Genomic DNA, 3,656 nt, shown 5'->3' on the forward strand with positions numbered 1-3,656 from the left:
GCAAAGATTGGATAAGAGTGTTGATATAATATTTTATTGGCCCATAGTTTAGCTCGTATATCTATTTTCTAGGTCATAAGTCAGGTTTGTGCCAATAGCGGAAATTGATGACTAAGTTTAAGTACCTCATCGGTGTGAATGAAAATGAAAATTATCTGGCTGCCAGTGAACGTGATCATTTCATAGAAATCCCGCTGCATTCAGGTTAGAGGAAAATTCTACTTATGTCTGCATTGTTTTTTCGGGGGAGTTACCCCTGCACCAGAAAATTAACAAATATAGCTAATTCAATCGGTGACAGGATAATGCCCTCCCTCTGTATTTTCTAACAATTAATAAACTTACAATCGGTTTTTATGTTCAGCAAGTCTAAAAAATCTGCCTCTGATATTTTTCGTCTCAATCCAATTTTAAAAGTAGAATTACTACCATAAAATAAGTCGTAGTGATGTAAGGGATGTATGTCTTTTTTACCATGTTTTTCATAGTTAGTCCTATCATAGTCATACCTTAAATATCCATCTTCCATCATAAGTAACTCTCTCAAAAAACTCCAATAATTCTCATTACAACTATCCTCTTGATATAAGGATATTTTCTCAATAAATTCCAAGCTACAGCTACTATAAAAACTCGGCTCATTTATTAATGATATAACCTCAGATGTAATTCGATTATCAACTTCCATCTCGTTTCTAAATTTGAATGAGTAGCCTTCATTTTTATTAATGCAAAATGGGAACATAATTGAGAAATATTTATCAGATTTCACAAAAAATATTCTACTCATTTTATCAATTCTAACTATAATCTTACCCTTAGCGTTACTTTCTTTAATTGTCGGATTAATAAGCATATACTTAATACTATTCATCAATAGTTCTATTATCTGGATTTTATTTTTAATCGGCTTAAAAAATCTATCCATATAAGATTCATCTATATCAAATTTGTACTCAATCATCTGCAGTAGTACTTTTTGTTATCGTTAATGAATTCAACAATCCCATCCTCATCAAAATCGTCTTTATAACTTTCAGGTAAAGACTGGATGAATTTTCTCCAATATTTCCTTTCAATCCCTTCTCTTGTTAAAATATCATTAATAAAATCATAGAAGGAGATGTTAGATTGACTTTTAACCTTAACAATACGCTTCTGTATTTTTTCTTTTTCTTCCCTACTTGGCTCTTTTGTTTTAATTACATCTTGTGTATTAATTATCTCTAAACCATCAAGTTGGCATTGGATTTTTTCATACTTTTCAACCAACAAGTAAGATTGAAGAAATGAACGGGTTAACATTGTGTAAAGACTATTCCTATATGTATAATTATCTTTAATTTCCTTTGTCACACAAATAACAAAAGGGAATTCCAATCCTTTGACATTATTAACATTTGAAATAAACAATTGATTTGGTATTTTTTTCTTAGTCTCTACTGCTTTATTAACATCCCATTTAAGCTCAGTTCTAACTTTAAACTCTAAACGATCTATATAATCATAGATGTAATTATCTTTATCTAACATGATTATAGCAATATCATTTGATTCTACTGTCGGGTTATCATTTTTAATACTCTTTAAAATATCAATAACTTGTGACTCATTTATATGTTTCATGATATTCATGTTCGATATTTTTGTCTCTTCTAAATCTTCAAACCTCCGCATAGAATCACGAGAGAGTGTCACTTCTTTGTTTGCTTTATTAATAGTATAACCACTACTTTCCCACTCACTATCTTCTAACCAATTGAGTTTATTTTCCTCAAAAAGCCCCATTCCAATAGCATGTGCAAACATTAAAATCCGAGGCGCCGTTCGGTAACATTTGTTAAGTACATAGTCGACATTTTCAACTTCTTTCTTGATGTTATTTTCAAAAATATCCTGAAAAATATCACCAGCTACGTATACCTTGTGTCTAGTAATCTTTTCGCATAACTCAAAAAATATTTCAGGGAAATCTTGTTTTTCATCAATTAAAATATAATCAAATGCATACTCTAAGTCTTCAATTTTATTAATTTCAATTAATGCCTTAGAAAAGATCTCATGGTAACTAGTGTTTTTGCTCCACCTTGAAAAAGAAATGCCATAAAAATCACAGATATAACTATATAACCCAGAGTCTTTATCTTGTTTAGACCCCCACGCCCTATCAACCCACAACTGATTATTCCATTTAATTTGTTTTTCGACTTTCATAAAATCAAAAAACGTTGGAATCCTATCTTTCAGTGTATGAGATAATGCTTTATTATGACACGTAAAGAAAATTTTAATCTTATCTTCCGATGCATATATTTCTTTTAGTTTATGCATTAAAAGCTCGGTTTTACCAGTGCCAGACAAACCTTGGATTGATATTCTTTTATTTGGTAGTTGCTTGTATATAAATCGAGTTTGCTCACCATCAAACAAAATTATATTATGTTTTACTTTTTCAAGAAGCGTTGTTGGAGTTTCAACTCCGACCTTATCTATATTATTTATACTACCCGTAATTAACGATATCAAAAGCTCACACTTTCTATAGTCAGCCTCATTAAGTTGATTCTCTTTCAAAATTTCTGAGCAATCAAAGTCATTATCTAGCGTAACCTTGCTCGTGAAACCTTCTTTTAATTTTCGAGCTCTTCCTATATGTTTTTGATATCTATATTTATCAGATATAGAATTAACATCCTCCATAAAATCTTCGTAATATTCATCAAATTCATCTTCATCATTTTTTAAATCAATGAATATTATTTTGTGCTTTGGTGAAAGTATTACTATAGTATTTTCTGAATAAGAGTAGCTATATTTGTTTTCACCTAATGGAGCTGTTATTAAGTATAACTGTTCAGTTGGGTTTTGTTCAGCATACTCCTCGATATTTTGAATAACATTTGTATTCAATTCACTTTTTTCTATATGATTATAAAATAAACTATTTGGCATGCTGTTAGTCACCTGATAATGTTAATAGTAACCACCGTAAGTGGTGGATAAACCTATAGGTTATTATCTAACAATTTTAGGGAACTTCCAATCAAGTGTATGCAGTTAGTGATCTTCGCCATGAAAAAGACCCGTTATACCGAAGAACAGCTCGCATTTGCGTTGAAACAGGCCGAAACCGGCACTCGTGTCGGAGAAGTCTCCAGAAAGATGAAGATCTCTGATTTAGCACTGTACTGATTTTGGACCAAGGTCATACCCGAGTTCGTTACAGCTTGGCGTTTGTCATTGAGGAGGAACATCTTAAAAATATAAAGCCGCCGCATTGGGTTGGGCTTGTGTAAGTCGATGCTAACGTCTAACCATTTAACTTCCGCTTCCCGCTGTGGGTTCAACGGGTCGATGCAACACTAGGTTTACTTTCAGAATGAGCTGGAATCAATGATTTCGTCAGGTCTGCTTTTCACTCAAAGCAGCCCCCAAAACCGTACAAATTTCACACCGTTTTGCTAAATCATTTTGCAAACTTTTTGATAACCGTTTCAGACTGAACAATAAAAAACGGGAACTAATCAGTTCCCGTTAACTATTTCACTGTAAACTTAATTACATGTGTTTGATGATTGCGACACCAAACTCTGAGCATTTCAGCAGTTTAGCGCCTTCCATCAGACGTTCGAAATCGTAAGTGACGGTCTTGGCAG

At 32.4% G+C, this 3,656-nt stretch carries 3 protein-coding genes and 1 pseudogene; 1 reads left to right on the forward strand and 3 read right to left on the reverse strand.

Annotated elements, in window-relative coordinates; genetic code table 11:
- Nucleotides 1–325: 325 nt before the first annotated feature.
- Together HMPREF3119_RS14335 and HMPREF3119_RS14340 are read right to left on the reverse strand one after the other, a co-directional pair.
- A complete protein-coding gene (locus tag HMPREF3119_RS14335) occupies nucleotides 326–928 on the reverse strand; it encodes an STM2766 family helicase-associated protein (RefSeq protein WP_139144852.1) in 603 nt (200 codons plus the stop codon).
- A 32-nt stretch (nucleotides 929–960) separates the two neighbouring features.
- Entirely contained in the window at nucleotides 961–2,952 is a 1,992-nt protein-coding gene (locus HMPREF3119_RS14340; protein WP_070580098.1) for an STM2767 family DEAD/DEAH box helicase, read from the reverse strand.
- Nucleotides 2,953–3,072: 120 nt separating this feature from the next.
- Between HMPREF3119_RS14340 and HMPREF3119_RS14345 the strand changes: the two are divergent.
- Nucleotides 3,073–3,189 (forward strand): annotated as a pseudogene (locus HMPREF3119_RS14345) (transposase); the annotation flags it as partial.
- 369 nt (nucleotides 3,190–3,558) lie between these two features.
- Here the strand turns inward: HMPREF3119_RS14345 and HMPREF3119_RS19870 are convergent.
- Nucleotides 3,559–3,656 (reverse strand): hypothetical protein (locus tag HMPREF3119_RS19870; protein WP_246829290.1); only part of this gene is annotated, 98 nt, incomplete at its 5' end.

Origin of the sequence: Morganella sp. HMSC11D09 (genome assembly GCF_001807955.1) — a bacterium.
GTDB lineage: Bacteria > Pseudomonadota > Gammaproteobacteria > Enterobacterales > Enterobacteriaceae > Morganella > Morganella morganii.